Origin of the sequence: Aeromonas sp. PS2Canimalfood6 (assembly GCF_048276795.1) — a bacterium.
Classification (GTDB): Bacteria; Pseudomonadota; Gammaproteobacteria; order Enterobacterales; family Aeromonadaceae; genus Aeromonas; species Aeromonas caviae.
Genome location: NZ_JBLUXC010000009.1, coordinates 74976 through 100636, shown reverse-complemented (window position 1 = coordinate 100636; position 25661 = coordinate 74976). Strand labels below are relative to the sequence as shown.

Genomic DNA, 25661 nt, shown 5'->3' with positions numbered 1-25661 from the left:
TCCCGTGATCCACAAGGGCGCCTGCGGGCGCCCTTTTTCATGCGGTTCAGGCCACGGGTTGGCCCAGCTGCTGGCGATAGCGCTGGGGGGCGCAGCCCTGTTCGCGCTGGAACATGGCGATGAAAGCCGAGGTGGAGGCATAACCGAGGCGCCAGGCGATCTCCTGCACCGGCATCTCGCCCCGCAGCCAGTCCAGCGCCTTCACCAGCCGCAGCCGGGTGCGCCACTGGCCCAGGCTCATGCCAAGCTCCTTCTGGCAGCGCCGCGCCAGGGTGCGCTCCGTGGTGTGCAGCGCCCTGGCCCACTCCACCAGCGTGCGGTTGTCCTCCGGCGCCGCCTGCAATGCCGCCAGCAAGGGTGCCAGCAGGCGATCCCGGCTCTGGGGCAGGTAGCTCGGCTGGCAACGGGTGCGGGCCAGCTTCTCGATGAAGAGCTCACCCTGACGGGCATCCCACTCATCCTCCATGTGCCCGACCCGGCGCTGGGTGAAGTCCTCCAGCAGGGCCCGCAGCAAGGGGGTGAGGGCCAGCAGCTGGGGTTCCCGTGGCAGGCGCGGTGCCAAGGCGTGGCTCACGTAGATGGAGGTGTAATCCAGGGTCTGCTCGTTGAAGGCGGTGTGGGGCAGGTCCGCCGGCACCCAGATGAGGTAGTCCGGAGGCGCCACCAGCCGCTCTCCCCCCACCTCCACCACCATGACCCCCAGGCTGATGAGGCTGAGCTGACCCCAGGGGTGGGCGTGCTCGGCGCAGGCGTTGCCCCCCTGGATCTGGCTGTAGCGAAAGTAGAGGGGGTTGGGGTCGGCCAGCAGGCGATCCTGCTCGGCCAGGGTGAGGGTGCCCATGTAGATTGTCCCAAAGCGGTTATGACATGTCTTATTTACGCTACTTGCCTCGTTCAAGACAAGGCTAGACTCTCCCCATCGTACCAAGGAGTGCCTATGCCTTTTCTCTTCCCCCTGCTCGCCATCCTGATCTGGGCCGCCAATACCGTGGTCTCCAAGGCCGCCGCCGGCGTGCTGGATCCCGCCGCCATCTCCTTCTATCGCTGGGTGATCGCCGCCCTCGCGCTCTCTCCCTTCTGCCTGCCGCAGCTCTGGCGCCGCCGGGCCGACATCCGCCCCTGGCTCGGCAAGCTGCTGGTGCTCTCCCTGCTCGGCATGGTGCTCTACCAGTGCCTCGCCTACTACGCCGCCCACAGCACCTCGGCCACCAACATGGGGGTCATCGGCTCCCTGCTGCCCCTGCTCACCCTGCTCATCGGGGCCTGCTGCTTTGGCCAGAAGCCGGGCAAGCAGGCGCTGCTCGGCATGAGCCTCTCCCTGTTCGGGGTGCTCTGGCTGCTGGGTCAGGGCAACCCCCTGGCACTGCTGCACAGCGGCATCAACCCCGGCGACGGCATGATGCTGCTGGGGGCGGCCAGCTATGCCCTCTATGGCCTGCTGATCCGCCGCTGGCAACTGCCGTTCGGCCCCTGGCTCAACCTCTACCTGCAGATCCTGCTGGCGGTGCTGCTGCTCATCCCGGTGGCCCTCTCTGCCGACTCCCTGGCCATTCCCGCCCAGGGCTGGAGCATGGTGCTGTTCGCCGGGCTCGCCTCCTCCATCTTCGCCGCCTACTGCTGGATGCGCGGCCTCGCCACCCTGGGGGCGGAGCGCACTTCGGTCTTCATGAACCTGATGCCCCTGTGCACGGCCCTCATCGCTGTCATCACCCTGGGGGAGCCCATCCACGGCTATCACCTGCTGGGGGGCGGCCTCATCCTGACCGGGGTCATGCTCTCCCAGCTCAAGCCGAGGGTACGCCGTCCTCTGCCGGAAGGGGCCTGAGCCCGCCAGCACCATGAAAGAAGGGAGCCTCGGCTCCCTTTGTCATTTTCCCGCCCAGGTGGTGCCCTCAACGGAGCGAGCAGGCCAACCCGGGGCGGGCTGAGTGCGGGCCGCTCATGCGCTCACCCCCTTCATCCCCTCCGGGGTGTAGCGCTCCCCCGCCACCGGCAGGGTCCGGATGGCCTGTCCCAGGGCCCCGAGTTCTGCTGGGGAGAGGCGCACCGAGAGGGCGCCGAGGTTATCCGCCAAGTGGGTCAGGCGCCGGGTGCCGGGGATGGGCACTATCCCCTCCCATTGCGCCAGCAGCCAGGCCAGGGCTATCTGCGCCGCCGAGCATCCCTTCTGCTGCGCCAGGGCCATGACCGCCTGCACCAGGGTGCGGTTGGTGGCGAGGTTCTCCCCCTGAAAGCGCGGCAGACCGGCCCGAAAATCCCCCTCCTCGAACACCGCCTCCTGCTGGTAACACCCGGTCAGAAACCCGCGCCCCAGGGGGGAGTAGGCCACCAGACCAATCCCCAACTCCCGGCAGGCGGGCAGCACCGCCGCCTCCACCTCCCGCGTCCAGAGGGAGTATTCGGTCTGCACCGCCGCCACCGGGTGCACGGCATGGGCGCGCCTCAGGGTGGCCTCGCTCACCTCGCACAGACCGATGCGGGCTATCTTGCCCTCCTGCACCAGCTGCGCCAGCCCGGCCATGGTCTCCTCGACGGGATGGGCCGGATCGAGGCGGTGCACATAGTAGAGATCGATCTGCTCGATGCCGAGGCGGCGCAGGGAGCCCTCGCAGCTCTGGCGCGCATAGCGGGCACTGTTGTCGAGGGTACGCCTGTACTCCCCGTGCTGGCGCACGATGCCAAACTTGGTGGCGACCTTCACCTGCCCCCGCCGGGTCGCGAGAAAACGCCCGATCAGCGCCTCGTTGTGGTGGGGGCCGTACATGTCGGCGGTGTCGAGCAGGTCGATGCCCCGCTCCACCGCCTCCGCCAGCACCCGCAAAGACGTCTCATCGTCCCGCGGCCCGTAGAATTCGCTCATCCCCATGCAGCCCAGCCCCAGGGCAGAGACCTGCAGGTTGGCTCCCAGTGTTCGTCGTTGCATCGCATTTTCTCCCTGACAAGTTGCAGGGGAGTATGGTCTTCCGAAAATGAATGAGATATAGAGATAACTGGCAATCTATCTTCCGATTATGGAAACACCATGCACGATCCCCTGCTCTGGGACGACGCCCGCGTCTTCCTGGCCATCGCCCGCAGCGGCACCCTGAGCGGTGCCGCCCACGCCCTGCGCATGGGAGTGGCCACCGTCTCCCGGCGCCTGGACAGGCTGGAGGCGGCCCTCGGCCTCCCCCTGTTCAGCCGCCACCAGCAGGGCTATCGCCTGACCGACGACGGGGAGGCCCTGCTTGAGCGAGCCGAAGCGCTGGAACATGCGGGGCTGGCCTTTGGCGAGGCGGGGCAGTTGCAGGGACAGGTGGCCGGCACAGTGCGCCTCGCCACCGCCGAGAACCTGGCCAATCCCCTTATCATCCCCTCCCTGCCGACGCTCTTTGCCCAGCACCCCGAGCTGAGGGTGGAGCTGGTCACCGGGGTGCAGACGGTGAACCTGCACCGGCGCGATGCCGATCTCGCGGTGCGCATGGTCAAGCCCGATGCCGGCCACCTCACCCTGCGGCGTCTGGGCACCCTGGGCTTTGGCCTCTACGGGACCGGCGCCTACCTGGATGCCCGCAGCCCCGGGGTGGATGCCGCCAGCTTCGATCAGGATGACTTCATCGGCTGGAACGAAACCCAGAGCCACCTGCCCGCCGCCAGATGGATGACCCGCATGCTGCGCGGCCGCCCCTGCCGGGTGGAGACCGGCACCCTGGCGGCCCAGCTCGCCGCCGCCCAGGCCGGTCTGGGGCTCGCGGTGCTGCCCCACTACCTGGCCCGCCAGACGGATCTGGTCTGCCTGCTGCCGGAGCTCGGGGTGGATCAGCCCATCTGGCTGGTGCTCCACAGCGATCTCGCCCACTCCCGGCGGGTGCGGGCCGTGGCGGATCACCTCATCGCCCTGTTCGAGCGCGCCCGCTCCGCCCTGCACCCCTTCTCGGGCGACCCCAGATAGAGGGGCCGGGTCGCATCGGGGCAAAACAAAAGGGAGCTCAAAGGCTCCCTTTTGTCTGCGCGGCCTGCGCAGCATGATGTGCGCGGCCTCTTCGGCGTTGTGCCAGCGGCGGGGTCACGACTCCCGGCGCCAGTGGTAACGCCGCTCCGGGCGGCCACGCTGGCCGTAGTTGAGCTCCACGTCCAGCCGATCTTCTGACTCCAGAAACTCCAGGTAGCGGCGGGCCGTGGTGCGACTCAGGGAGAGGCGCAGGGCCACGGTGTCGGTGGAGAAGGTGTTGTCCGGCTCCCCCGCCAGCAGATCCAGCACCTGGCGCAGGGTGATGGCGTCGATCCCCTTGGGGGTTTCCCGCGCCTCCCGCCCCTGGTTGCGCGCCTTGCCCATCAGGCGGTCCAGGTCGCTCTGGGCCAGCTCCCCCGGCTCGCACAGGCGGCGATGGAGGACCAGGATCTCCTCCAGGCTCTGCTGGATACGAAACAGCCGCAGCGGCTTGATGACGTAGTCCTGCACGCCCAGGTTGAGGGCCTGCTGTATGGTCTCCACGTCGCAGGAGGCGGTCACCATCATCACCATCACCTCCCGGTTGTGGCTGCGCAGCCGGCTCACCCACTCCAGGCCCGAGCCATCGGGCAGGGAGATGTCGACCATCAGCAAGCGGGGCTCGCTCCCCGCCATCAGGCGATCCGCCTCGGCCAGGGTGCCGGCCCGCCCCATCAGGGAGAACCCGGCCGTGGAGGAGACCAGCTCCCCCAACATGGCGCCTATCCGCTCGTCATCCTCGATAATCAGCGTGAAGATTGGCTTCATGACTTACACCAATTGGTTTTTATTCAAATAGATACCGAACAGGGTCGTCTGCTCGGCGGTGCGGCGCCATTCTATCACGCCCCCCCGCCTGGCCACCGTCTTCTTGACCAGGAAGAGGCCGACCCCGTGATCCCCGGTCTGGCGGCTGACACCGTAGTCGAACAGGTGATCCGCCAGCGCCTCGTCCACCCCCTCGCCACTGTCCTCCACCTCGATCACCAGCCGCCGCCCCAGATCATCGAGGGAGAGCAGCACCCTGGGCGCGGCGTGCTCGCGGTTCCCCCAGGCGGCGCGAATGCCGTTGTCCAGCAGGTTGCCGATGCAGGTGATGAGATCCGCCGACACCTCGGCCGGATACTCCCCGAGGGCCGACCCCGCATCCAGCACCAGCTCCACCCCCAGCTCCCGCGCCCGGCTGAACTTGCCGAGGATGAGCCCGGCCACCGGCTTGTTCTCGATGACCCGCAGCAGATCCTGCAACATGTTCTGGCAGGCTTCGTTCTCCTGCTGGATGAGGTCTACCGCCTGATCCACGTGGCCGAGCTGGAGCAGGCCGGAGAGGCTGCTGAGCTTGTTGGCGAATTCATGGGTCTGGATGCGCAGCATCTCGCCGTACTGGCGCAGGTGGGTCACCTGCATGCCCAGGCTGCCGGTGCCGTCTGGCCGGCTGAAGATGAGCATGCGCCCCGGCTCGCGACCGCTGAGCTCCTGCCAGTGGCCGACGAAGTCATCCCCCTGCACGGTGAACCTGACCGCTCCCCCTTGCTGCAACGTGGGCACGAGGCCGGGGGCCAGCTCCGCCAGGGAGCGGCCCAGCAGGGCGTGGCGCCCGGTGCCGGGCAGTCGCAACTGATAGAAGGCGGCGCTGTTGAGCATGGTGATCCTGTGCTGGTTGTCCAGGGCCACTATCCCCTCCGAGATCCCCTCCAGCACCAGATCCTGCTGGGCGAAGCGATTGGCGATGGTCTCCGGCTCCAGATCCAGCAGGGTGCGGCGCAGCAGGTGCTGCACCCAGAGCGCCAGCAGCAGGCCGCACCCCAGCACCGCTGCGATGGCGCCGACCAGCAGGGCGATCCGCTCCTGATAGGTGCCCTCCACGGTGCGCATCAGATAACCCACCGCCACTGCACCGATGGCCTGGCCATCGGGCCCCACTACGGGAGCGAAGCAGCGGATGGCGGGACCCAGGGTGCCCACGTCCCGGGAGCAGTAGCTCTCGCGCGACTGGAGTGCAGGCCAGATGTCCTCCCCCCGGAAGGTCTGGCCCACCAGCTCGGGGGAGGGGTGGCTCAGGCGCCTGGCATGTTCGTCGGTCACCACCATGTAGGCGGCGTCGGTGCGGCTGCAGATCCCCTGCACATAATCCCGCAGCCCGGGATCGCTCCCCTTCTCCAGGGCCCGGACCACCCGGCTGTCCGCCGCCAGCACCCGGGCCAGATCGCTCCCCTTCTCCTTCAGGTTGTTCTCCAGCAGGTGGCGCATGAAGAGGGCGAGCAGACAGCCCAGGATCAGGATCAGCAGCAGTGACAAGCCAAGCGAGAGGGTGACTAGCTGGTGGCGCAGTTTCATCGTTCAACCTTGCAGCGGACAGGAAAGCCCAGGGTGAGGGTGTCCCCCGGCCGGGTCAGTGGCCAGCCTGGCGCACCTCAAAGGTGGCCACTCTAGCGCCTCCCCCGGCCGTTGTCGGTTAGCTGGCCCGCAAAGCCATATAAAAACTTAAACACCACGGCCCGGGCAAAAAACCTGAACGTGAGCTGTATCACACTATTTACTTAGCCTGCGAAATAAATATAATGCTTCGCAAGCTAAGTAATTGAGGTGCCCGTCATGAAAAAGGATCTGGAGATGTTGCGAGAACTCTCCCTCGCCGAGCAGCTGGGGCGATTGCACCGGCTCTGGCGCACCGTGGCCGATCTCGAGCTGGCACCTCTGGGGCTCACCCATCCCCGCTGGACCGCCCTGTGGAAACTCAGCCGCCTCGGCGGCCACCTCAGCCAGAAGACCCTGGCCGAGGCCCTGGAGATAGAGCTCCCCTCCCTGATGCGGACCCTGGGTCAGCTCGAGGAGCAGGGGCTGATCGAGCGCCATTGCTGCAGCCAGGACAAGCGGGCCCGCATCGTCACCCTGACCCCGGCGGGCAAGGCGCTGCTCGATCAGATCGAGGGCCGCATCATCGCCGTGCGCCGGGAGCTGCTCACCGGCATCAGCCAGCAGGAGCTGGCCCAGTTTGAAGACATTGTGCACCGCATCTCCGCCAACGCCCTCGGCAAGATAGCCGCACAGCATGAAGAGAGAGAATAAGATGACACCGGATCAACAATTCAAGCGCTGGATAAAGTGGGCCATCGTCTGCTTCGTCCTGGTGTTTGGCTACTTTCTGCTGGCCGACATCAAGATGCCCCTGACCCCCCAGGCCATGGCCACCCGGGGCGTCACCCGGATGGCCCCCCAGGTCAGCGGCAAGGTGGTCGAGGTCGCCGTCGCCAACAACCAGCACGTCAAGCAGGGGGATCTGCTGTTCGCCCTCGACCCGGAGCCCTTCCAGCTCGCCGTGGATCAGGCCAGGCTCGCCCTGGATCAGGCCAGGCAGCAGAACCGCCAGCTGGACGCGACCCTGACCGCCTATGAGGCGGAGTACAGCTCGCTGCGCACCCAGGCCGACCAGAAACAGCGGGAAGCGGCGCGCATCGACGCCCTCTACCGCCGTCACATGGTCTCTGAACAGCAGAAAGATGACGCCGACAGCGCCGCCCGCACCGCCCGTGCCAACCTGCTCGGCAGCCAGGCCCGGGTAGAGCAGGCCCGCGTCAACCGCGGCTTGCCAGGGGAAGACAACCTGCTGCTGCGCCAGGCCCGCAACCGCCTCGCCCAGGCCGAGCTCAACCTCGCCTACAGCCGGGTTCATGCGAGCCAGGACGGCATCATCACCAACCTGCAGCTCAAGCCTGGCAGCGTGGCCAATGCGGGCTCCCCCCTGCTGGCCCTGGTCTCCGAGCAGGTGGACGTGATCGCCGATTTTCGCGAGAAGAGCCTGCGCCACGTCAGCGCCGGCAGTCAGGCCCTCGTCGCCTTCGACGGCGAGCCCGGTCGCCTCTATCCTGCCCGCGTCGCCAGCCTGGATGCCGGGGTCAGCGCCGGCCAGTTTGACGCCAACGGCCAGCTTGCGAACCCCGTCGAGTCCGATCGCTGGGTGCGCGATGCCCAGCGCCTGCGCCTGCACCTGACCCTGGAGCAACTGCCCGCCCACCTGCCGGCCGGGGCCCGCGCCACGGTGCAGCTGCTGCCGGACAACACCCTGACCGGGCTGCTGGCCCGCGGCCAGATCCGTCTGCTCAGCCTGCTGCACTACATCTATTGAGATGACGACCATGAACCTGTGGCACAGACCCCTCACCCCCAACGAACTGCGCCAGTGTCTGCGCATCGCCTTTGGCTGTACCCTGGGGTTTGTGCTGTGCAAGATCTTCGGCTGGAGCAACGGGGTCTTCTTCACCGTCACCCCGGTGCTGCTGCTCGGCCTGGTGCCGGTGATGAACGGTCACGCCGCCCGCCAGCTCATCGCCTCCGCCGCCATGTGCGGTCTGGAAGTGGGGCTGCTCGGCGGCCTGTTCGGCGGCCACCCGGGGCTCATGACCCCCCTGGTCTTTTTGCTCTTCCTCTACCGTTTCGCCGCCATGTCCCGGGGCAGCCTGTTCCTGTTCGGTGCCAACGGGGTGCTCAGCCTCAGCATCATGCTGCACTTTGCCAGCTACCCCGGGATTGATCTGAACGACCTCATCTTCAGCAACCTCTGGGCCAGCGTCCTGTCGGTGCTCATCGCCTATCTGATGACGGCCCTCATTCCGGACGTGGAGGAGCGCCCCAGGCCGGCCCCCTCCCCCAAGGCGCCGCACCGGATGCGCCACGAAGCCCTGCTGGGGGCGTCCATCGCGACCCTCTCGTTCCTGGTGTTCCAGATCTTCGATCTGCGCGACTCCATGTCTGCCCAGGCCACCACCCTGCTGCTGCTCTTCCCCATGCACTGGAACGGCGCCCTGGACTATGCCCGCAAGCGGGCCATGGGCACCCTGCTGGGAGTGAGTTTCGGCATCCTGGGGCAACTGGTGCTCTATGACTGGTCCGGCTTGCTGCTGCTGGTGACCCCGGTGCTCTGGCTCGGCGCCATGCTGTTCAGCTATGCCCATGTGAAGGAGGCAAGCGGCTCCGGAGTCGGCTTCGGTGCCCTCACCACCCTCGGCATCCTGTTCGGCCAGTACCTGACCCCGGGCAACGACCTGGTGTTCAGCGCCCTCTATCGGGTGAGCAGCATCCTCTTTGCCATCGTGGTCACCCTGCTCGCCTGCTACCTCATCCACCGGCTGCTCAATCGCTTCGAGGCGACACGGTTCGGCCACTGACCCTTTTCTGCAGCCATTGGACGGCTCCCTTTCGCCCCGCTTGCCTGCCGGGGCGTTTTTTTGCCTGCCCCACGGACCAGAGGGAGACGGACGCATCCCGACGCAGGGCTCCCGCCACGAGGTTGCAGTTGTGCCTCATCCTGTTAGGCTCAAGGCCATATGACACCGTTGTGAGGATCAAACATGAAACACGCCAAGCTCTTTCTACTGGGGGCGGGCGCCATCACCCTGCTCGGCGGCTGCGATCTGGGCAGCGGCAAGCTGGGAGTGACCGGCGGCGATCCCGTCACCTATCTGTGTGAACAGAACCAGAAAGTGCAGGTTCGCTACTTCTCCCTCTCGGACGAGAGCCTGAACTTCGTCAAGCTCTCCCTCCCCGATGGCAAGGATTACACCCTGCCACAGGCGGTTTCCGCCTCCGGCGCCCGCTATACCGACGATCACGAGGTGGTCTGGTGGAACAAGGGCAAGGAGGGGTTCGTCGAGATGCGTGATGACGCCGGGGAGTGGCAGAGCCGCTACAACGACTGCAAGGAGCAGTGATCCGCGCCGTCATGGCACAGAGCCCACACGAAACACCCCGGCCTGGCCGGGGTGTTTGTCATTTCACTTCCACTTCAAATCGGGCCACAACCCGAGCCGGAATGGCTTGCTGATTCTGCTCCGATGGCCGGTAGCGCAGCTGCGCCAGCCCGGAGATGGCGATGAGATCCAGCACGCCGGGAGGCCGGGACTCCAGTACCTCTGGGCTGAACAGCGTGCCATTGGAATCGATGAGGTAGCGAAGGGTCACATACCCCTTGACCGGCCTCTTCGCCGGCAGCCCCCCGACCGGGTTAAAAGTGATGGCATCCCCCACCAGCACCCAGTATTCGGGCAGCGTTTCCCAGGTGACATCCACCGGAGGCTGATTCAGCTTGGCGGTGGGGCTGGCACAGCCCCCGAGCAGGGCCAGGGCGGCCCACAGCAACAACCCTTTCACACGCACTGACATTCCCTCTTCGTCAAACCGCTCGGATCCTTGAGCGGACAGCCAGTGTCAGACAGCGAGGCTCATCCGGGAAGCCCCCATCTGGCAGGCAAAAAAAAGCCAACCCCGGAGGGCTGGCCTTGTGATCTCTCACGGCTCAGGCGCGCTTGTCGCTTACCACCAGCCAGAGGGCATGAACCATGCCGGGCAGACCGCCCAGCAAGGTCAGCACTATGTTGATGAGGAAATGGAGGCTGAAGCCTACCTGGATAAAGGCGCAGACCGGGGGGAGAAAGATGGCCAGCAGGATCTTGAGCAGATTGTTCATCGGGATTCCTCGTGTAAACAGCGCTTGGGGTTGGCCTAACCATAAACACCCAAAGCCTCAACTGCAAACCAGACAGGGGATCCGCTCTCCTCCTTTCCGCCAGGCGTTGAGGTCGTGAACCATCTGATTGCGGCTGCCACGCCAGAGCAGACCGGGATCCGCCAGGGCCTTCTCGAACCTGCCATCCACCAGCACGTCCAGCAAGGCCACCAGCTCCCGCTGGGCCGGGCTGAGATCGGCCAGCAGATAACCGGTCCAGCACCAGATGTCCTTGCCGGGGCACTCGGCCCGCACCCGCTTCACCAGCGCCAGCACATGCGGCACGTTGGCGGGGTGGAGCGGATCGCCGCCGGAGAGCGACAGTCCGCGCCGCTTGATGCGGCTGTCGTTGAGATCGTGAATGATGCGATCGCTCATCGCCTCATCGAACGGCTTGCCCCCATCGAGCCGCCAGGTGCTCTGGTTGTAGCAACCGGGGCACTGGTGCTCGCAACCCGACACGAACAGGGTGGCGCGGGTGCCGGGGCCGTTGATCACATCGACCGGGTAGTACTGGTGGTAGTGCATTCGAGTTCTCCGGGTTAACGGCCAACCCCCTCCCAACCTCCCCCTTCGAAAGGGGGAGGAGCTTCTTTGCCCCCCCCCTGCCAAGGGGAGGGCTGGGGTGGGGTCTGCCCGCTTACATATGCTTGACGCGGCGCTTCACCTCTTCCTGCTTGCCCGCGTTGAAGGGGCGCGCATCCGGGCTGCCGAGATAGCCGCACACCCGGCGGGTCACCGACACCTTGGCCGGGTCGTGGTTGCCGCAGCGCGGGCAGGTGAAGCCCTTGGAGGTGCACTCGAACTCGCCGGTGAAGCCGCAGTCGTAGCACTCGTCGATGGGGGTGTTGGTGCCGTAGTAGGGCACCTTGTCATAGCTGTAGTCCCAGACATTCTCCAGCGCCTCCAGGTTGTGCTGGATGTTGGGGTACTCGCCGTAGCAGATGAAGCCGCCGCTGGCGATGGGCGGATAGGGCGCCTCGAAGTCCAGCTTGTCGTAGGGGTTCACCTGCTTCTCCACGTCCAGGTGGAAGCTGTTGGTGTAGTAGCCCTTGTCGGTCACCCCGGCCACCACGCCAAACTCCTTGGCGTCGATGCGGCAGAAACGGGTGCAGAGGTTCTCGCTCGGGGTGGAGTAGAGACTGAAGCCGTAGCCGGTCTCCTCCTTCCACTCGTCGGTGGCCGCCTTGAGCCGCGCGATGATGGCGATGGCCTTCTGGCGCAGGGTCTCGCTGTCGAACAGGTGGACGTCTGTGCCATAGAGGGCGTTGATGGTCTCGTGTACCCCGATGTAACCCAGCGAAATGGAGGCGCGGCCATGTTTGAAGATCTCGCTGATGTTGTCATCGGCCTTGAGGCGCACCCCGCAGGCCCCCTCCATGTAGAGGATGGGGGCGACCCGGGCCTTGACCCCGTCCAGGCGCTTGATGCGGTACATGAGCGCTGTCTTGGCCACCCGCAGGGCGGCATCCAGCTTGTCCCAGAAGTCCGCTTCATCGCGGGATTTCAGGGCAATGCGCGGCAGGTTGAGGCTCACGACACCTAAGTTGTTGCGCCCTTCGTGGACCAGCTCGCCATTCTCCTCGTAGGCACCGAGGAAGGAACGGCACCCCATGGGGGTCTTGAAGGAGCCTGTGACCTTGACCACCTGGTCGTGGTTGAGGATGTCCGGGTACATCCGCTTGGAGGCGCACTCCAGCGCCAGCTGCTTGATGTCGTAGTTGGGATCCCCCTGCTTGTGGTTCAGGCCATCCTTGATGGCGAACACCAGTTTCGGGAAGACGGCGGTCTTCCTGTTCTTGCCAAGGCCGGCGATGCGGTTGCCAAGGATGGCGCGCTGGATGAGGCGCGATTCCCAACTGTCCCCCAGGCCAAAGCCGAAGGTGACAAACGGCGTCTGACCGTTGGCGGTGTGCAGGGTATTGACCTCGTATTCGAGGGACTGGAAGGCGTCGTGGCACTCCTTCTCGGTGCGGGCCATGGCATAGGCATCCACGTCCCTGATCCCCCACTCCTCGGCCACCTCCCGGTGCTTGTGCCAGCTGATGGCCACATAGGGTGCCAGCACTTCGTCGATGCGGTTGATGGTGGTGCCGCCATAGATATGGCTCGCCACCTGGGCGATGATCTGGGCGGTCACCGCAGTGGCGGTGCTGATGGATTTGGGAGTGTCTATCTCCGCGTTGCCCATCTTGAAGCCGTGGGTCAGCATCCCCTGCAGATCGATCAGCATGCAGTTGAACATCGGGAAGAAGGGGGAGTAGTCAAGATCGTGGAAGTGCAGGTCGCCGCTCTCGTGGGCCTGCACCACGTCACGGGGCAGCATGTGACTGATGGCGTAATGCTTGGCGACGATGCCCGCCAGCAGGTCACGCTGGGTCGGGATCACCTTGGAGTCCTTGTTGGCGTTCTCGTTGAGCAGGGCCGCGTTGGTCTGCTCCACCAGGCCGCGGATCTCCTGGGCCAGACGACCCCTGGCCTCGCGGGCCTGATCCCGGTCGTGACGGTATTCGATGTAGGCACGGGCGATGGCCTTGTCGTCGGAGGCCATCAGGTGGTTCTCGACCCGGTTCTGGATCTCGTGGATGTCTACCTCCCCTCGCCCCTCCAGCTCCTGGCTGACAGCGGCGGCAATGCGCTCTGCCAGCGCCGGACTGGCCTGATTGACCGCTGCCGCCGCTCGGCTGACCGCATCGCGGATCAGTTGGCCATTGAATGGTGCACGACATCCATCGCGTTTGATCACTACCGGTTTCATCGATTTTCCCCGTATTGAAAGACCTGGTGGCCACCCTCGGCTCACCCTCGTTGAGTCCCCTTCTCCACGCCCGTCCCCGGCGCAAACAAGGTCAGCCAAGGCTTGAAACACCTGGGCTGACACTGAGAGGGCGACCACTTATGCACAGCTTTATGACACTATATATGGGTGTTTTTTTTATGCTTACACCTATATGTGGGGTCTATTAGGCACCAAAGCGGTACCCTGTTTCTTGATCCAGAACAGGTTTTAGAAGGAGTGGGGCAGTTCACAATCAGCGCCAAAGGGAGCTCTTTTTGCTCACCCCAGACGGGATGCGGGCTCCCGCCCGGCAAGGGATAAAAAGAGAGGGGCACGCCTTCCGACAACAATTGACCGAGGCGCCAGAGAGCGGGAGAGCACATACTGGGGAACAGTCTGTCCCTTGCGGAAAACACACGTGACCAAGGTCTTGCTCCTGCTCTCCCTCCTCTCCCTCCCGCTGCTGGCCGCCGAGATCCTGGTGATCAGCAGCTATCACCAGAGCAACCAGTGGGATCAGAGCTACAGTGCCGGCCTAGAGAAACACCTCAAGCAGGCGCATCACCTCGGCTATCTCTATCTGGACACCAAGCGCCAGCCCGGCCAGACCCGTGACGAACTGCTCGCCAAGGGAATGGCCGCCTACCGGACCCACCAGCCAGCGCTGGTGATCCTGGGGGATGACAACGCCATCAACGCCCTCGCCCGACCCATCGCCGCCCTGGGCACCCCTGTGGTGTTTCTCGGCATGAACGAGAATCCGCGCCCCAAGGGGCTGGTCGGCCACCCCCTGATCACCGGCGTCCTGGAACGCCCCCTGCTCAAGCGCAGCATCAGCGAGATGAGTCAGTTGATGGGAGGGCTGGAGCGTGCCCTGGTGCTGTTTGACGAAAGCGAGGTGTCCCGCACCGCCGTCGCCCACGAGTTCAAGGCCCGCAGCGAGCTGCGGGTCGGCCAGACCCGGGTGAGCAGCCGGCAATTCACCGACTACCGGCGCTGGCAGGAGGCGGTGCTCGCCAGCCGGGAAAATGGCTATCAGGCGCTCTTCCTCGGCCTCTACCACACTCTCACCGACGCGCAGGGCCAGCATGTGAGCGAGCAACAGGTGCTGGCATGGACCAGCGCCAACAGCCCGGTGCCACTGTTCTGCTTCTGGGCCTTTGCGGTGGGCAGGGGAGCCGCCATCGGCGGCCTGGTGCTCGACGGCCACAGTCAGGGAGAGAGAGCCGCCGAACTGGCCAATGCCATCCTCTCGGGCACGGCGCCCGGCGCCCTCTCCCCCCGCGCCGCATCCCGCGGGGAATATCTGTTCAGCAAGAGCGAACTGGCACGCTGGCACCTGACGGCTCCCGATGCCTGGCAGGACAAGGTGAGTTACGTCGAGTGAGCCCACCAACGACAAACCCGGCCAATGGGCCGGGTTTGTCTGCTCAAACGTGCATCCTCAGGGCTGAATGGCCGCCTGCAACTCGGCTTCGGTCCATATGGTGATCCCCAGCTCCTGGGCCTTGGCGAGCTTGGAGCCTGCCGCCTCCCCCGCCACCAGCACGTCGGTCTTGGCCGACACGGAGCCCGCCACCTTGGCCCCCAGGGCCTGCAGCGCCGCCTTGGCGTCGTTGCGGGACAAGGCGGTGAGGGTGCCGGTCAGCACGAAGGTCTTGCCGGCAAAGGGCTGATCGCTTGCCTCTTTCTTCTCGATGACCGGCCAGTGGATACCGGCGGCCAGCAGGGCGTCGAGCACCTCGATGTTGTGGGGCTGGCGCAGGAAGTAGTAGACGTGCTTGGCCACTATGTCTCCCACGTCAGCCACTTCCAGCAACTGCTCCACCGAGGCGGCGCGCAGGGCATCCAGGGTGAGGAAGTGGTTGGCGAGGTTCAAGGCGGTCGCCTCCCCTACTTCGCGGATCCCCAGGGCAAACAGGAAGCGGGGCAGGGTGGTGCTGCGGGCGGCATCGATGGCGGCCACCAGGTTGAGGGCCGATTTTTGCCCCATCCGATCGAGCCCGGCCAGCTGGATGGCGTTGAGGCTGAACAGGTCCGCCGGGGTCTTCACCAGCCCCTTGTCCACCAGTTGCTCCACTATCTTGTCGCCAAGGCCATCCACATCCATGGCGCGACGGGCGGCGAAATGCTTGATCGCCTCCTTGCGCTGGGCCTCGCAGAACAGGCCGCCGGAGCAGCGGGTCACCGCCTCCCCTTCCAGCCGCTCCACCGCCGAGCCGCACACCGGGCACTCGGTCGGGAAGAGGATCGCGCGGGCATCCGCCGGGCGCTGCGCCTCCACCACAGCCACGACCTGGGGGATCACGTCCCCGGCCCGGCGCACGATCACGGTGTCGCCGATCATGACGCCAAGGCGCGCGATCTCGTCCGCATTGTGCAGGGTAGCGTTGGAAACGGTGACGCCGCCGACAAACACCGGCTTGAGCTTGGCTACCGGGGTGATGGCACCGGTGCGGCCCACCTGGAACTCGACATTCTCAAGCGCCGTCATCTCCTCTTCGGCCGGGAACTTGTGGGCGGTGGCCCAGCGCGGTGCGCGGGCCACAAAGCCGAGCTCCCCTTGCAGTGCGATGTCGTCCACCTTGTAGACCACGCCGTCGATCTCGTAGGGGAGATCCCCGCGACGCGCCAGAATGTCGTCGTGGAACGCCTGACAACCGCTGGCACCCTCTTTGAGCTTCACTTCCGGGCTGAGCGGCAGACCCCAGGCCTTGAGCTGATTGAGGCGACCGAAGTGGGACTCCCCCAGCTCGTCGCCACCGACTCCCACGCCGTAGACATAGAAGCTGAGGGGGCGGCTGGCGGTGATGCGTGAATCGAGCTGGCGCAGGCTGCCGGCAGCGGCGTTGCGCGGGTTGACGAACACCTTCTCCCCCGCCGCCAGCGCATCGCGGTTCATCGCCTCGAACCCCGCCTTGGGCATGAAGACCTCCCCACGCACCTCCAGCCGCGCCGGCCACCCCTGGCCTCGCAGGGTCAGGGGAATGGCCTTGATGGTGCGCACGTTCTCGGTGATCTCCTCCCCCGTGGTGCCGTCCCCGCGAGTGGCGGCCTGTACCAGCTGGCCAGCCACGTAGAGCAGGCTCACCGCCAGACCGTCGAGCTTGGGTTCGCAACAGAAGGTGAAATTCACCTCCCGCTTGAGGCGATCACTAATGCGTTGCTCGAACGCCTGCAACTCCTCGCTGCTGAAGACGTTGTCCAGACTCAGCATGGGGATCTCGTGGCGTACCTGCTTGAAGGCGGTCAGCGGCTGGCCTCCCACCCGCACGCTCGGCGAGGCCGGGGTTTTCAGCTCGGGATGCTCGGCCTCCAGCGCAATCAGCTCGCGCATCAGGCGATCGTATTCGGCGTCCGGCACCGTGGGGTTGTCCAGCACATAGTACTGATGGCCGTACTCGGTCAGCAGCTCACACAGTTGACGGTGGCGGGAGAGGATATCGCTCATGAAAAAGTCTCGAAGTGTGATGGAACATTCAGTCTGGGGCAGAAACAAAAATGCGGCACCGGGGTACCGCACTTTTCATTGTTCAAGCCCCATGGCGCATCAGTCGCGGCTGGCCTCGTAGGCCGCCAGCTCGTGACGGTAGCGGGCGATGTCGTCGTCGCTGAGGGGACTGCGCGAGGCGTCGGTCAGCATGGCATCGAGATCGCTCGCCAGCTGATCCGCGGCCTGCAACATGTGCTCGAAGGCGAAGGCGGCATTGCTGCGAAGGGGCAGTTGCATGAAGAGGGACACACCCGGGGTGCTGAACTGCTCCATGCGATAGGGGTTGAAGGTACCCGGCTTGACCATGTTGATCATGGAGAAGAGCACCTCCCCCTTGCCGCCCAGATCTTCGTGACGGTGGAAGATGTCCATCTCGCCAAACTTGAAGCCCAGCGCCAGCAGGGAAGAGAGCAGGGTCGCCCCTTGCAGATCGTGGCCGGGACGGGCCATCAGGTTGATGACATAGACATCCTGCCAGATCTTCTCGACCGGGGCCGGAGCGGGTTCTGGCTCGGCTGTGTGAACCGGCTCTTCATAGGCTGGCTCGTCATCGTAAGCGGGCTCTTCATAAGCCGGCTGGGCGTAGCGGGGAGCCTGCTGGGCAACCGGTGCCGGCTCGCGTGCACCGAAGGTCGGCGCCTGGGCATAGGCCGGCTCCACCAGCGGCTCTTCGTCCAGCGGCTGCATCATGGGCTCGCGCTGCGGACGGGAACGGTGTACCGGGGTACGGCGGATCACCTGGGCAGGTTTGCGCACCGGCGCAGCAGGGGCCTCTTCAACAGGGGCGGCAACCGGCTCTTCATAGTCCTCTTCTTCCTCATACACAGGCTGAGGGGGGACAGGGCGAGCGGCAGGCTTGCGCACCACGGGAGGCGGCAGATCAGCGTCGTCATCTTCATCATCGAAGGCGGGAACGGGGGCGACACGGCGGGGTTCGGGCTGACGGGCCTCGTCGCTACGCAGTTTGGGCTCGGCACGACGGCCACCGCTCACCACACGCACCTGACCGATGCCATCGCTGTCGAAGGCGTCGTTGTCACGCTCACGGGACTTGGACTCCATCCGACCCAGGGGTTTCTCCTTGATCGGTGCCTGACGATTCTTTCTGTTGCTCCACAACCCGTGAATGAGCAATGCCGCGATGGCAATACCGCCCAGGGCAACCAAGATGTAACGCAATTCCTGCATTAGCTGCTTCTCTTTCTAGTTTTGCTCAGCCAAAGCGACGGCTTCACCGATATCGACCGACACTATGCGCGAAACCCCGGGCTCTTGCATCGTGACGCCAACCAGCTGCTCGGCCATCTCCATGGAGACCTTATTATGACTGATGTAAACGAACTGTACTGTGCTCGACATCTCTTTGACAAGAGAACAGAAGCGACCGACGTTCACTTCATCGAGCGGTGCATCCACCTCATCCAGCAGACAAAATGGTGCTGGATTGAGTCTGAAGATGGCAAAAACCAGCGCAAGGGCGGTTAGCGCCTTCTCCCCCCCGGAAAGCAGGGCAATGGTAGCATTCTTCTTGCCCGGAGGTCTTGCCATGATGCTCACTCCGGCCTCCAAAAGATCATCCGAGGTCAGCTCAAGCCAGGCACTGCCCCCCCCGAACACTTTTGGGAACAGGGATTTTAAATCTTCATTGACCTTATCGAAAGTGTCGCGGAAGCGTATTTGTGTTTCTTTATCAATTCTTTTAATGGCTTGGCTCAAGGTGTCGAGGGCCTGCTCCAGATCCTGGCACTGATTTTCCAGGTAGCTTGCGCGGGTTTTCGCCTCCTCATACTCCTCCAGTGCCGCCAGGTTGATGGCGCCAAGCGCCTCCACCTGCGCCTCCAGCGTCTGGATCTCCTGGCGCAGCTTGCCGCGATCAGCGGCAATCAGCACCGCCTGATCGAGGTCCACCAGGCGCACGCCCAGCTCTTCGAACTGCTCGTGCAGTCCCTGCCTGCGCGTCAGGTTGCGCTCGCGCTCGAGCCGCAGAGTCGCCAGCTTCTCTTGAATTTTCACCAGCTGCTTGTGATCGGCGCTTCTGGCCTGCTCCAGCTCGGTCAGCTGGCGATCCAGCTCCGCGAGCCGCTGGTGACAGGCCAGTTGCTGCGCCTCAAGATTGCGCTGTTCGACCAGCAGGGGCGACAGATCCTGACTCGGAGCGGCCCCTGGCTCCTTGAGTTCCGCCAACTCCAGGCCGAGACGGGCCAGCTCCTGCTCGCGCAGCGTGATGAGCTGGCGCTGGTTCTGCTGCTCCAGTTGTAGCCGCTGGCAGGCCGCCTGCTGCTGCTCCCGGCGAAGGCGCGCCTCTTCCAGCGCCCGCTCCGCCCCGCTCACCTGCTCCTGGGCGAGCAGCAGCGCCTCGGCGAGTACCTCCCCCTGCTCCTGCAGTTCGCCAAGGGCCGCGTCATCCTGCTCAAGCCGCTCCCCGGCCGACGCCAGCCGCTGCGCCTCCTCAGCCTGCTCCTTATCGAGCCGGGCCAGCTCTTCCCCCAGCTGGCCCAGGCGCTGCAAGCGCTCCTGGCGCTGCCCCTCGCGCAGACTCCAGGCTTCGCGCAGTTGCTGCCACCGCAGCTCCTGCTCGCGCAGGGTGTGCTGAGCCAGCTCATGGGCACTGTGCTGCTGGGCCCGCGCTGCATCGGCGGCGGCAAGCTGCTCGTCGAGTCTGTGCAGCACCTCCCGACCCGCGGCCAGTTCGGTGTGCAGCCGCTCACGTTCACCGAGCAGCGCCAGGGTACCCAGGGCCATGCCCTCCCCCAGATCCGCCCAGTTGGGGCCGAACCAGTCTCCGGCGGGAGTGAGCAGCGACTCACCGGCAGAGAGGCTGTGCAGGCGGGACAGCGCCTCCTCCCTGCTCTCTGCCAGCCAGATGGCATTGAGGAAAGCCGGAATGTGCTCGCCCCCCAGTTGCGCCGCCAGGGTACCGGCCCTGGCTGACTGGGCCGGGCCAATCCAGAGTCCGGGTTGCGCCAGGTTGCACTCGTCCGCCGGGATTGCGGTGAGCCAGCGGCCGAGCACCTTGTCCAGCCCCCGGGCCCACTCGGGGGGAACCTGCAACCGATCCGCCAGGGTGGCGCCCGCCATCTGCTCCCCCAGGATCTGATCCAGGGTGGCGAGGCGCGCCTCCAGCTCGCGCAGCAGGCCCTGCTGGCGACCCTGCTCTGCCTTGAGTGCTTCATGGCGCGACACACCGGCCTGCCACGCCGCATCGGCTTCCTCATGGCGGGCGCGGGAGAGCGAGAGTTCCGCCGCCAGCGCATCGAGCGCCGGTTGCAGGTTCTCCCCCTCCCCGCCAAGGGGCCCGGCCTGTTCGTCTTCCAGCTTGAGGCGGGCAAGCCGGGTCTTGGCCTGCAGCTCCTGCAGACCGTTCACCTCGGCGCGGGTCTGGTTGAGCCGCCCCTGCAACTGGCCCAGCTGCTGCTGCCACTGCTGCTGACGCTGGCGCGCCTGCTCGAGCCGATCGCCCGCTACCGCACGCACGCTCTGCTGGTCGGTGAGCAACTGCTCACACTGCTCGAGGCGCGCCGACGCCACCTCCCCCTGCAACGTGCTGTCGCCCAGTTGCTCCAGCTGGCCGGCCAGCTGGGCCTTGAGGCCGTCGATACGCTCACCGAGGGACTGCCGCCTCGCCTGCCAGTCGCGGCCCAGCTCGCTCTGGTGCAGTTGCTGCTGCTCGAGGCGAGCGATAGCCTGCCCGCCGAGAAAAATCTGCTGCTGGCGGCTGGCCTGCTCGGCCTGCGCCTCCTGGCGGGCCACCGACAGGGTGACGTGACGCCCTTCGTCTGCAGTGCGCTTGGCATCGAGGGCCGCCAGCGCCTGTTCAGTCTGGGCCAGTTCGGTCTTGGCTTCGCCAAGACGTGTCTCCAGCGCCCACAGTTCCGAGCCGATCAGTTCGCTGCGGGCCGCGCGACTGCGACTCTTGAGCTGCTTGTAGCGCTCGGCGGTCTCGGCCTGGGCCTTGAGATGTTCGAGGCGCGAGCCCAGTTCGCTACGGATATCGCCAAGGCGTTCCAGGTTCTCCTGGGTATGGCGGATGCGCTGCTCGGTCTCGCGGCGCCGCTCCTTGTAGCGGGAGACCCCGGCGGCCTCTTCCATGAACAGCTTGAGATCGGCGGGGCGGGACTCCACCAGCCGGCTGACGGTGCCCTGTTCGATGATGGCGTAACTGCGAGGCCCAAGGCCGGTGCCGAGGAAAAGATCGGTCACATCCTTGCGGCGGCACTTCTGGCCGTTGATCTGGTAGTGATTGGAGCCGTCGCGCAACACTTCGCGGCGCACCGAGATCTCGGTAAAGCGGCCGAACTCGCCGGGTACCCGGTTGTGGGGATTGTCGAACACCAGCTCCACCGAGGCGCGGCCATGGGCGCTGCGGTTGATGGAGCCGTTGAAGATGACGTCGGTCATGTTCTCGCCGCGCAGATGGCGGGCGGAGCTCTCCCCCAGCACCCAGCGCACGGCGTCGATGACGTTGGATTTGCCGCAGCCGTTGGGGCCCACCACGGCGGTCATGTCGGCGTTGAGTTCGATGCGGGTCGGCTCGACAAACGACTTGAAACCGGCGAGTTTGATCAATTTCAGACGCATGGCGGCCTATGTGGGTAACGAAATAAAGAGGAGGCGGGCAGGCGACTTTACCAAATCAAAGGCTTGTTTGTAATATGCTGGCACTTTCCCCATTCACTGATGGAGCTCACATGAGCCAATCACCCCACATGGTCAAAGATTCGGTCAGCGGTGCAGACTACTTCCTGCGCGGGTTCTCACTCATCCGCCAGCCCGGCATCCGCACCTTCGTGCTGATCCCCCTGCTGGTCAACTTCGTGCTCTTTGCCGGTGCCTTCTACGCCCTGTTGCTACAACTGGACGGCCTGTTCGCCTGGCTGCACCAGCAGATCCCGAGCTGGCTCTCCTGGCTTGATTACCTGCTCTGGCCCATCGCCCTCATCACCATACTGGTGGTCTTCTCCTTCATCTTCAGCTCGGTGGCCAACTGGATAGCTGCCCCTTTCAACGGCCTGCTGGCAGAGAAGGTGGAACAGATCCTCACCGGTGAAGCCATGAATGACACCGGCATGCTGGATGTGGTGAAAGATGTGCCCCGTACCTTCGGCCGCGAATGGACCAAGCTGAAATACTATCTGCCCAAGGCCATCGGCTGCCTGATCCTCTTCCTGATCCCGGTAGTGGGCCAGACCCTGGCACCCGTGCTCTGGTTCCTGCTCAGCGCCTGGATGATGGCGATCCAGTATGTCGATTATCCGTTCGACAACCACAAGATCGGCTTCATCACCATGCGCGACGCCCTCAAGCAACGTCGTGGCAAGTGCCTGAGCTTCGGCGCCCTGGTGACCCTCTTCTCCGCCATCCCGGTGGTGAATCTCTTCGTGATGCCGGTGGCCATCTGTGGCGCCACCGCCATGTGGGTGGACCAATACCGTAGCGAGCAACTTGGACGCTGAACCGCGTCATCATGATCAAAAGAGGGGGCGAAAGCCCCCTTTTCATTACTTAATCTAATGCATAACCAAGATAGCTTGTCGCCCCAGCGCAGGGTTGTTAGGATGCGGGCCTTTCTCGCACCCTGGGATATCTCATGTTACATGCACTCTTCTTGCTCGGCCTGGTGGCCGAAGGGATGACTGGCGCGCTGGCAGCGGGTCGGCGACGGATGGATCTGTTTGGCGTCGTGATCATCGCCTCGGCGACGGCCATCGGTGGCGGTACCATTCGGGATGTGCTGCTGGGCCACTATCCCCTGCTCTGGGTCGAGCACCCCGAATACGTGCTGCTGGTGGCGGGCGCCGCCATGGCCGGGGTCATCTCGGCCCCGCTGATGCGCTACCTTGGCAAGCTGTTCCTGGCGCTCGATGCCCTGGGGCTGGTGGTCTTCTCCATCTTCGGGGCTGCCCGGGCGCTCGAGATGGGCCACGGGGCCGGCATCGCCTGCATCATGGCCGTGGTGACCGGCGTGTTCGGGGGGGTGCTGCGGGACTTGCTGTGCCAGCGCATCCCGCTGGTGTTCAAGCGCGAGCTCTATGCCGCCGTCTCGCTGATCACCGCCGCGCTCTACTGCTTTGCGCTGCACCATGGGCTGCCCAACGACTGGGCCGCTTTCGGTGCCATCGGCATCGGCTTCGTGCTGCGGCTCCTGGCGGTACGCTTCAAGTGGGGACTGCCCACCTTCAACTATCAGTACGCCACCCATTGATCGCGCCAGTTCCTGGCCATATCGCACGGATAACGAGCAACAAAAAAGCGCCATACGGCGCTTTTTTGTTGGGCATCGGCAAGAGAGGAAAGGGTCAGTTGATCCCTTCCGAGCTGAAGAAGGTCGCCTTGTCGGCGATGAAACGCACCTTGATGTTCTTGCCTTCCCCTCCCCAGACACAGCTCGTGGTGCCGAGAGCATCGTCGCAACGCTCGGCCTTGCCGAGGATGGCACTCGCTTCGGCATAGCTCATCCCGACTTTCAGCTTGTCGTAGCTCTCGCGGTTGAGCTTGCCGCAACCAGTCAACAACAGGGCGATGAGCCCCCCGATCACAATCTGCTTCATCTTTCTCTCCTCTGGCTGGAGTCCAGAGCCTAGCAGCTTGGTCCCCCTCAATGCCAGCGGCAAAAAGACACAATCGGCACTCAACTCTTGAGACGATCCCGACTCACCAGCTGCGAACGGGACCCGTGTCCAAGTGTACGAAGTTGTCGGAAGGGTAATAACCCACACCGCCCACCTTGAGGTTCAGGGCGGCCTTGCGCAGGTGCGCCAGCTGCACGCCGGGGATGCGCACGTCAACCGCCTGCCCCAGGGTGTGGTAGCTGTGCTTGGCGACGCCGCGACTCTTGCGCCGCTTCTGCTGATTGGTGGCCGGGGAGCGATAGCCCGAGATGAGCTGGATTTCGCCGTGGCGCCCCAGCTTGTGTTGCAGCAGAAAGAGCTGATCGAACAGCTTTCTGTCGATGTTGAACACTTCGTTGCGACGGTAGTCACGGAAAATATGGTTGAGCTCCGCCAGCCCGTCGCTCAGATAGTGGCCATCTTCCCAATAACTGGCGCGTACCCGCTCGCCGGTATTGAGGTTGAAGAAACTCAGTTCCCGTCCCGAAGTGCTGCGGCTCGCCAGCGCAGGGAACGACAGCAGGCTGGTCCCCATCAGGCAACCCGCCCCCAGCAGCAGACGGCGTCGGCTTATCCCTTGTCCCAGCATCCGTTGTCCGTCCATCTCATGGTGAAGTCACACAGGTGAATGAATTTGATACAAGGGCCGAAACTACCTGCCAGAAAAAGCGCTGTCAAACCCCATTCACCCATGAAAAAGCCCGGCACGGGCCGGGCTTTTCACTCTGTGGCGAGGATCACAGCAAGCGGCTTTGATAGCTGACTCTGTCGAATCCGTAGATATCGTTGCGCAGTTGCTGACGTCCCTCTTCATCAATCCAGCTGCTCCAGTAGACGGTAAACACCGGGATAGGGTTGCTCAGGGGCAGCCACTTGGTCTGGGTCTCTTTCAGGATGCTGGCCACCTTGTCCGGCTGATAGCGGGAGTCCGCCAGCAGCAGCTCTGCCAGATCGTCGGCGTGTTCCACCCGGATGCAACCCGAGCTGAAGGCACGGGCCCCCTGCTCGAACAGCGCCTTGCGCGGGGTGGAGTGGAGATAGATGGCATCGTTGTTGGGCAGATAGAACTTGTAGCGACCCAGGGCATTGTGATCCCCCGGCTTTTGCCGCAACCGGTAAGGGAAACCGGAGGCCAGCGCATGGTGCCAGCCATCTTCGCTGAACTGCACCGGATTGCCCTCGCCGTCGATCACCTCGAACTGTTCGCGATCCAGGTAGGCAGGATCGCGCCCGAGCTTGGGCAGAATGTCCTTGCTCAGGATGGAGCGCGGCACGTGCCAGGCCGGGTTCAGCACGATGGAGCGGATCTCGCTGGCGAGGATGGGGGTGGCCCGCTGCTCCTTGCCGACGATGACCCGACTGGTGAAGACCTCGCTGCCAGACTCCACCACGCTCAGGCGGTAGTCCGGAATGTTGACCAGCACATAGCGACCGGCAAGGTGATCCACCAGATCACGGCGCCACAGGTTGCGTACCAGCAGGCTGGCGCGCACCTCGGGGCCGGTATTGAGCCAGCTGCGGGTCTGACGGCCGATGATGCCGTCGGCCGTCAGGCCGTGGCGGCGCTGGAACTGCTTGATGGCCTGTTCGGTCTCGGGATCGTAGAGGCTGTCCTGGTGAGTCGGGGCACTGTCCCCCAGTTCGTTCAGGATGGAGCGGATCTGGCCGAGCTCGGTCGAGCTCTCCCCGGCCCGCAGGGTCGGCATGGAGAGAGTGGGCCAGTGCTTGGCCATGGGCATGGCCAGCAGCTTGCGCACTTCTTCGCGCACGGCGTCGTATTCCGCCACCTGTGGCCTGAGTTGCCTGACCTGCTCCAGCAGATTGTCTCCCTGGGGGGCATGGGCCAGGGGGCGGTTCAGATCCAGCTTGAGGGTCTGCATCTGTTCGCGCGCGACCAGATCCATCCCTCGCCAGGCCTGCTGGAACCGGGCCAGCTTGCCAAAGGCCTCATCGTAGAGGGCACCGCGCCGATCCGCCGGGGTCTTTTGCAACTGCTGCCAGAGGCGGTAGAAATCCGGATGCAGCTGGGCCAGCACCGCTTCCTGCAACTGCTGTTCAAGCTCATGACGAGCCTGCTCGGCCACCTCGTTCTGATACCAGTCATGCTGGATGCTGGGACTGGCCACTACCGCCTGTTCCGTGCTGGCATGAACCATGCTGGCCGGCCAGCAGCCCAGCCAGATGAGATTCGCCAATGCCAACCAATACTTCTTACCCATGCTTCTTACCACGCTTGCCTCAAATCGGTTCATTTCGGCCTGTCAGGCGCGACGGTCAGGACCCCATGATGCGTGAATGCCGACGACTTT

23 protein-coding genes are annotated in these 25661 nt (G+C 64.7%); 9 read left to right on the top strand and 14 right to left on the bottom strand.

What is annotated here, in order from left to right; all coding sequences use genetic code 11:
- Positions 1 to 46: 46 nt before the first annotated feature.
- Positions 47 to 841, bottom strand: a complete 795-nt coding sequence (locus ACNPAA_RS06220; RefSeq protein ID WP_010673466.1) for an AraC family transcriptional regulator — start codon at positions 839 to 841, stop codon at positions 47 to 49.
- Positions 842 to 937: 96 nt separating this feature from the next.
- Between ACNPAA_RS06220 and ACNPAA_RS06215 the strand changes: the two genes are divergently transcribed.
- Positions 938 to 1825 carry a DMT family transporter gene (locus tag ACNPAA_RS06215; RefSeq protein WP_010673465.1) on the top strand — a complete coding sequence of 296 codons (888 nt, stop codon included), beginning with the start codon at positions 938 to 940 and terminating at the stop codon, positions 1823 to 1825.
- Between the two features lie 114 nt (positions 1826 to 1939).
- On the opposite strand, the gene ACNPAA_RS06210 is transcribed toward ACNPAA_RS06215, so the two are convergent.
- A complete protein-coding gene (locus tag ACNPAA_RS06210; protein ID WP_417891651.1) occupies positions 1940 to 2923 on the bottom strand; it encodes an aldo/keto reductase in 984 nt (327 codons plus the stop codon).
- A gap of 99 nt (positions 2924 to 3022) precedes the next feature.
- On the opposite strand from ACNPAA_RS06210, the gene ACNPAA_RS06205 reads away from it, so the two are divergent.
- Entirely contained in the window at positions 3023 to 3931 is a 909-nt protein-coding gene (locus ACNPAA_RS06205; protein ID WP_202044281.1) for a LysR family transcriptional regulator, read from the top strand.
- Positions 3932 to 4045: 114 nt separating this feature from the next.
- Here ACNPAA_RS06205 and ACNPAA_RS06200 read toward each other — a convergent pair whose 3' ends face one another.
- Complete coding sequence (locus tag ACNPAA_RS06200; RefSeq protein WP_039039279.1) at positions 4046 to 4738, bottom strand: response regulator; 693 nt, start codon at positions 4736 to 4738, stop codon at positions 4046 to 4048.
- 3 nt (positions 4739 to 4741) lie between these two features.
- Positions 4742 to 6307 carry an ATP-binding protein gene (locus ACNPAA_RS06195; RefSeq protein ID WP_010673460.1) on the bottom strand — a complete coding sequence of 522 codons (1566 nt, stop codon included), beginning with the start codon at positions 6305 to 6307 and terminating at the stop codon, positions 4742 to 4744.
- 258 nt (positions 6308 to 6565) lie between these two features.
- On the opposite strand from ACNPAA_RS06195, the gene slyA reads away from it, so the two are divergent.
- The 4 genes from slyA (at position 6566) to ACNPAA_RS06175 (ending at position 9678) form a co-directional block, all read left to right on the top strand.
- Positions 6566 to 7039 (top strand): transcriptional regulator SlyA, encoded by a 474-nt coding sequence (slyA, locus tag ACNPAA_RS06190; RefSeq protein ID WP_010673459.1) that lies wholly within the window; start codon positions 6566 to 6568, stop codon positions 7037 to 7039.
- A gap of 1 nt (position 7040) precedes the next feature.
- Complete coding sequence (locus tag ACNPAA_RS06185; RefSeq protein ID WP_201921559.1) at positions 7041 to 8096, top strand: HlyD family secretion protein; 1056 nt, start codon at positions 7041 to 7043, stop codon at positions 8094 to 8096.
- Positions 8097 to 8106: 10 nt separating this feature from the next.
- On the top strand, positions 8107 to 9135 hold the full coding sequence (locus ACNPAA_RS06180; protein WP_010673457.1) for a DUF2955 domain-containing protein: 1029 nt from the start codon (positions 8107 to 8109) through the stop codon (positions 9133 to 9135).
- Between the two features lie 183 nt (positions 9136 to 9318).
- Positions 9319 to 9678, top strand: coding sequence for an MliC family protein (locus ACNPAA_RS06175; RefSeq protein WP_010673456.1), 360 nt, complete (start codon positions 9319 to 9321; stop codon positions 9676 to 9678).
- 58 nt (positions 9679 to 9736) lie between these two features.
- On the opposite strand, the gene ACNPAA_RS06170 is transcribed toward ACNPAA_RS06175, so the two are convergent.
- The 4 genes from ACNPAA_RS06170 to nrdD form a co-directional block, all read right to left on the bottom strand.
- Positions 9737 to 10129 carry an energy transducer TonB gene (locus tag ACNPAA_RS06170; RefSeq protein WP_234917507.1) on the bottom strand — a complete coding sequence of 131 codons (393 nt, stop codon included), beginning with the start codon at positions 10127 to 10129 and terminating at the stop codon, positions 9737 to 9739.
- A gap of 133 nt (positions 10130 to 10262) precedes the next feature.
- Positions 10263 to 10433, bottom strand: a complete 171-nt coding sequence (locus tag ACNPAA_RS06165) for a YqaE/Pmp3 family membrane protein (RefSeq protein WP_010673454.1) — start codon at positions 10431 to 10433, stop codon at positions 10263 to 10265.
- Between the two features lie 57 nt (positions 10434 to 10490).
- Positions 10491 to 11000, bottom strand: a complete 510-nt coding sequence (gene nrdG, locus ACNPAA_RS06160; RefSeq protein ID WP_052815464.1) for an anaerobic ribonucleoside-triphosphate reductase-activating protein — start codon at positions 10998 to 11000, stop codon at positions 10491 to 10493.
- A 112-nt stretch (positions 11001 to 11112) separates the two neighbouring features.
- Positions 11113 to 13230 carry an anaerobic ribonucleoside-triphosphate reductase gene (nrdD, locus tag ACNPAA_RS06155; protein ID WP_052814900.1) on the bottom strand — a complete coding sequence of 706 codons (2118 nt, stop codon included), beginning with the start codon at positions 13228 to 13230 and terminating at the stop codon, positions 11113 to 11115.
- Positions 13231 to 13669: 439 nt separating this feature from the next.
- Between nrdD and ACNPAA_RS06150 the strand changes: the two genes are divergently transcribed.
- On the top strand, positions 13670 to 14638 hold the full coding sequence (locus ACNPAA_RS06150) for an ABC transporter substrate-binding protein (RefSeq protein WP_417891650.1): 969 nt from the start codon (positions 13670 to 13672) through the stop codon (positions 14636 to 14638).
- Positions 14639 to 14695: 57 nt separating this feature from the next.
- On the opposite strand, the gene ligA is transcribed toward ACNPAA_RS06150, so the two are convergent.
- The 3 genes from ligA to ACNPAA_RS06135 all read right to left on the bottom strand — a co-directional run bounded on the left by ligA (position 14696) and on the right by ACNPAA_RS06135 (position 21322).
- Positions 14696 to 16702, bottom strand: coding sequence for an NAD-dependent DNA ligase LigA (gene ligA, locus ACNPAA_RS06145; RefSeq protein WP_417891649.1), 2007 nt, complete (start codon positions 16700 to 16702; stop codon positions 14696 to 14698).
- Between the two features lie 99 nt (positions 16703 to 16801).
- Positions 16802 to 17932 (bottom strand): cell division protein ZipA, encoded by a 1131-nt coding sequence (gene zipA / locus ACNPAA_RS06140; RefSeq protein ID WP_053288151.1) that lies wholly within the window; start codon positions 17930 to 17932, stop codon positions 16802 to 16804.
- Positions 17933 to 17947: 15 nt separating this feature from the next.
- On the bottom strand, positions 17948 to 21322 hold the full coding sequence (locus ACNPAA_RS06135) for an AAA family ATPase (RefSeq protein ID WP_417891648.1): 3375 nt from the start codon (positions 21320 to 21322) through the stop codon (positions 17948 to 17950).
- Between the two features lie 110 nt (positions 21323 to 21432).
- On the opposite strand from ACNPAA_RS06135, the gene cysZ reads away from it, so the two are divergent.
- A complete protein-coding gene (gene cysZ / locus ACNPAA_RS06130) occupies positions 21433 to 22197 on the top strand; it encodes a sulfate transporter CysZ (protein ID WP_010673447.1) in 765 nt (254 codons plus the stop codon).
- A 134-nt stretch (positions 22198 to 22331) separates the two neighbouring features.
- A complete protein-coding gene (locus ACNPAA_RS06125; RefSeq protein ID WP_010673446.1) occupies positions 22332 to 22946 on the top strand; it encodes a trimeric intracellular cation channel family protein in 615 nt (204 codons plus the stop codon).
- A gap of 94 nt (positions 22947 to 23040) precedes the next feature.
- Here ACNPAA_RS06125 and ACNPAA_RS06120 read toward each other — a convergent pair whose 3' ends face one another.
- The 3 genes from ACNPAA_RS06120 to ACNPAA_RS06110 form a co-directional block, all read right to left on the bottom strand.
- Positions 23041 to 23292, bottom strand: a complete 252-nt coding sequence (locus tag ACNPAA_RS06120; protein ID WP_010673445.1) for a hypothetical protein — start codon at positions 23290 to 23292, stop codon at positions 23041 to 23043.
- 103 nt (positions 23293 to 23395) lie between these two features.
- A complete protein-coding gene (locus ACNPAA_RS06115) occupies positions 23396 to 23941 on the bottom strand; it encodes a DUF882 domain-containing protein (protein ID WP_010673444.1) in 546 nt (181 codons plus the stop codon).
- Positions 23942 to 24089: 148 nt separating this feature from the next.
- Complete coding sequence (locus tag ACNPAA_RS06110; protein WP_045523555.1) at positions 24090 to 25571, bottom strand: L,D-transpeptidase family protein; 1482 nt, start codon at positions 25569 to 25571, stop codon at positions 24090 to 24092.
- Positions 25572 to 25661 lie beyond the last annotated feature (90 nt).